This window comes from Clostridium sp. (genome assembly GCF_032576335.1).
Taxonomy (GTDB): Bacteria; Bacillota; Clostridia; order Oscillospirales; family Acutalibacteraceae; genus Faecalispora.
Window position 1 is genome coordinate 1 of sequence record NZ_JAWFXC010000028.1, and the last position, 3,982, is coordinate 3,982.

The window sequence follows — 3,982 nt, forward strand, 5'->3', positions numbered from 1 at the left end:
AAGTGTCAGACCGTAATATGCCCTTGCAAGGGCGGCCAGTAATGGAGCCTTATAGGCGACTAAGAAAAACCGCCGGCTTAGCCGGCGGATATTTATTATAATTAATAGGAATTTGGAAAAGAGTTAATCGGCGCTTGCTTTTCAAGAATAATTCCCAATATGTGGCAAGTGTGATATAATTACAATCAGATAATAAAGTGATGGGAAGGTGAAAAAATGGAATATATCTTAATTGGTATTATTATTATTTTGTTATTTGTGTTGTTATTGTTAGGCAAAAAGAAATCTTCAACGATCGAAAAGCTCCCATTCCAATATAAGAAAATAGCATATTTTTTTACAAAGAATGAACTTAAATTTTATTGCGAGTTGGTGAAAGAAACGACAGACCTCAATCTCGTGTTATTTGCAAAAGTTCGCCTCGCCGATATTATTGAGCCAAAGGAAAAAGGAAAACAGTGGCAATCTCAATTTAACCGTATTAAATCCAAGCATGTTGATTTTGTGCTATGCGACTTGCCCAGTGTGAAACCTGTACTGGTAATTGAACTGGACGACAGCAGCCACGATAGACCAGATAGACAAGAGCGTGATTCATTCGTAGATAAAGCTCTTTCTCAAGCAAGAATTCCAATTATACATACAAGGAATAGCAGTGGATTAAAAGAAAAGATTGCCAACGCCGTTTCAGAAAAACAGAGCATAAAAGTTTAATTAGACCTTGTTATTATAGCAATCCAAACAGAAGAAAAGTCCTGGCAATAAGCCAGGACTTTTCTTCTGTTTGAGCACCGCCAACGGCTGCGCCGGGCGAATTTTGCTTGCAGGATAGGGGAGGGGAGTTCCGCACATTATGTATGCCGCAGTAAAGATGCTATCGCCTCGGACTTTTCGCGCACCGACATTTTGCCAGCACTGTACAATCCCCAAACATAACCCTCAAGAACATAATACATTCTTTCCGCTTCGGTTTCGTTCCCCTCTTCACGGCAGATTTTCATTCGAGAATAAAAAGACCGTGCTACAAAATCACTTTGTAATAACTGGTAAAAGGATTCATCCACATAAAACACCCCCAACTATATTAAGGATATTAAACGCAGGAGTGAATATTATTGCTATATTTTGCGTTATGTTGATTATACCAATATATTCCAAATATGTACAGATATATACATAAATAGAACGCAAAAAAACCACCTGAAAAACAGGTGGTTTTCTGTTGGTGGACGATATAGGACTTGAACCTATGACCCTTCGCACGTCAAGCTATTAGTTGTGTCGATTAATCCCGCATTAACACTGCATTAATTTACTCGTCTGACTTGCATTTGACTTGCATCGATAAAAAATCATCTAGCTTTTGCATCGACTTGCGCTTATGGGTTTGGTCTAAATGAGTGTAAATTTGCAAAGTGGTTTTAACGTCTGCATGGCCTAATTGGTTTTTAGCTGTTAGCACATCAACTCCGGCCAAATATAATAATGTCGCAAAAGTATGCCTTAGCCAATGCGGTGTGATGTTTGGTATTGTGATATCTATACCGTTTGGGTTAAATTTAGAGAGTGCAATATTTCCGTTTTTATCTACATTGTTACCGTATTTGATATTAAGCTCTCTTAAATAGCTTTTCCAAACGTTTTTCCAAATTGTGTTTGACCACATTTTGTTTTTGCTATGTATAACAAGGCCAGACGACGCAATTGGGATGAGATAATCGACAAGTGCGGTAGGTATGTCAATAGTACGGATGCCGGCCGGTGTTTTTGTCATATCTTTTAAAACCGGTTGCCCATTTATCATTTCCACAGCTTTATTAACAACGATCGTCTTTTCTGTTAAATCTATATCCTCCCAAGTAAGAGGGATAAGCTCACCACGGCGCAAACCTGCGTACATCATTATTATAGCTGCTGTCTGTATCCTGTGTGGAGTGTTTAATATCCAAGCTTGTTCTTCTACTGTCAATGCACGTCTATGCTCTTGTGGAGCTTTCTGGGGGATTTTAACAGGCGTTGCCGGGTTGTACTCCATCACCCGTGAGTCAATCGCTAAATTAAAGATTTGTGATGCTGTTATCTTAATATCGTTTAATGTTTTTTTAGCTGTTGGTTTATGAGTATTTGGGTTATTAACAGCAAGCTTGTTTATAATCTGCTGCAAATCCGATGCTTTGATTTTGGATATAGGCATATCATCAAGAGGTGATAGGTGTTTGACATAGCTCTGGTACGATTGATATTGTGAGTTAGACACGTCAAGTTTTTTAGACTCTAAAAATATGTCTTTCCATTTGGCAAATGTATCTTGATCAGATAATACGTCAAGCCCTTTGCCGATTGATATTTTGACCTGCTCTGCTTTTTTATCAGCCTCTTTTTGAGTAGCGCCATAAACGGTTTTGTACTTACGCTTGCCTTCAACTATACCAAGATATATTTGTACCGCTATGCGGCCATCCTTACGTTTGGCGTTTGATTTTTTAGGCATACCCTATCACTTCCAATAATTACTAAATTGTGGTAAATTTTTCCTGTTGTAATTTGTCAAACTTTGACATATTATAGTATTACAAACAAACAACGTTATTTGTTAAACGGAATAAATGTACAAAAATAACATATTATTTTATTTTAGGTCTTGAATAAATCGAAAGTTTGTTCTATAATAAAAGCACGCTACTTTTGGGGAAATAACGTGCGATTACATAGGGGTGTGATTGTGGACAAGTTAACGGATGCAGAAATGAAAAAACAAATATTAGAAATCGTGAAACGAGAAGGCATGGAAATTATTCCTCTTTTGATTGATTACGCTTTGAAGCTAAAAAAAGAGCATATTCCAAAAGAGCAGCGCGGTCATCAATAGTAAAATTTTTAGCAATTTCAAATAACGGCTCAAGTCCTTTGGTAAACTCATCACTTTCAGTGGTGGGTTTATTTTTTTGCTCTTTTTTTAATTGAATTAAATCAACACCATAAAAATCAGATATTTTTTCAATGTATTTTCTATATGATTTGCTTCTTCCGTTTCTCCAATCATAAATAGTTGACCGCGGAAGTTCTAATGCAATTTCTATATCGGTGTCGTTTCTGCTGTCTGCATCAAACAGAGATATTATTCTTTTAGCTAAATCTTCCAAACGAAAACCCTCCTATTTGTGCATATAACTAAATCTCGGGAAAATCCCGAGAAACCGTTGACTTTCGGGAAACTCCCGAATATAATAACGTTACAACAAACATTGTTGAGCAAACAGACAATAACAAAGCGAGCCTTTAATCATCCGACTAAAAGCGAAAAAGCCTTATTAAGTTGTCCTGACAGTCACTTATTATAGGTTAAATTAGCTTGTATGTCAAGGTTAACGGTATAGAAATGGGGATTGGTAATTTATAACAAATAACCAAAAAACAGCGAATTTGACTTATTTTAGCAGGAAAGGAGGTGTTTTCTTGGAAAATAATTTGAGGCCGTCTATTTCAATCTTCGTAAATTTGGACTGGTGCAGAAGAACTGATATGGTTAACGATGTTTTAAAAATTGTGAAAGAAATTCAAAAAGAATGCCCCGATATGCTGGTACACATCGAGGCGAGGTTCGATTAATTTTTGGAAACAAAAATTGTTTTTAGATTTTCGCCAGAAATGGAATACGACTCTTTTTCGGTCTTTATCCAGTAGCTTGAACTCAACGGATAATAACCAGACAAGATTAAATCTCCTGTATAAGTTTCTTCGACCTTCATGCTTCTCGCTGATGTAACGTTGTTGCAATCAATAACAGTGCCGTCGAAATAAGAAAATCTGATGCTATACACTTTATCACCTCCCCTCTTGCCAATATCTTACAACAGGAGGGGAGAAAAAGAAAGGGGCTTGACCATGAAATCTAAAGCTTTAAAAATCAACCGGTACTTGTGGTATGTGTATGGTGTGGTGTTTGCAGTTGTACTGCTGGCAACGGTGTTGCAATGAGGAG

6 protein-coding genes are annotated in these 3,982 nt (G+C 37.0%); 2 read left to right on the top strand and 4 right to left on the bottom strand.

Going from position 1 to position 3,982, the window contains the following annotated elements; genetic code table 11:
* Window positions 1-216 precede the first annotated feature (216 nt).
* Window positions 217-714: a DUF2726 domain-containing protein gene (locus E7L17_RS14875; protein ID WP_316323909.1), complete on the top strand. Its 498-nt coding sequence runs from the start codon at window positions 217-219 to the stop codon at window positions 712-714.
* Between the two features lie 137 nt (window positions 715-851).
* On the opposite strand, the gene E7L17_RS14880 is transcribed toward E7L17_RS14875, so the two are convergent.
* From E7L17_RS14880 to E7L17_RS14890, 3 genes are all read right to left on the bottom strand, one after another.
* Window positions 852-1,064 (bottom strand): hypothetical protein, encoded by a 213-nt coding sequence (locus E7L17_RS14880; protein WP_316323910.1) that lies wholly within the window; start codon window positions 1,062-1,064, stop codon window positions 852-854.
* 248 nt (window positions 1,065-1,312) lie between these two features.
* Window positions 1,313-2,491: a tyrosine-type recombinase/integrase gene (locus tag E7L17_RS14885; protein WP_316323911.1), complete on the bottom strand. Its 1,179-nt coding sequence runs from the start codon at window positions 2,489-2,491 to the stop codon at window positions 1,313-1,315.
* Window positions 2,492-2,792: 301 nt separating this feature from the next.
* Complete coding sequence (locus tag E7L17_RS14890; RefSeq protein ID WP_316323912.1) at window positions 2,793-3,143, bottom strand: hypothetical protein; 351 nt, start codon at window positions 3,141-3,143, stop codon at window positions 2,793-2,795.
* 313 nt (window positions 3,144-3,456) lie between these two features.
* Between E7L17_RS14890 and E7L17_RS14895 the strand changes: the two genes are divergently transcribed.
* Window positions 3,457-3,609: a hypothetical protein gene (locus E7L17_RS14895; protein WP_316323913.1), complete on the top strand. Its 153-nt coding sequence runs from the start codon at window positions 3,457-3,459 to the stop codon at window positions 3,607-3,609.
* Here E7L17_RS14895 and E7L17_RS14900 read toward each other — a convergent pair.
* Window positions 3,606-3,821, bottom strand: coding sequence for a hypothetical protein (locus tag E7L17_RS14900; RefSeq protein ID WP_316323914.1), 216 nt, complete (start codon window positions 3,819-3,821; stop codon window positions 3,606-3,608). The two genes, E7L17_RS14895 and E7L17_RS14900, sit on opposite strands and share 4 nt — an antisense overlap.
* Window positions 3,822-3,982: the final 161 nt, after the last annotated feature.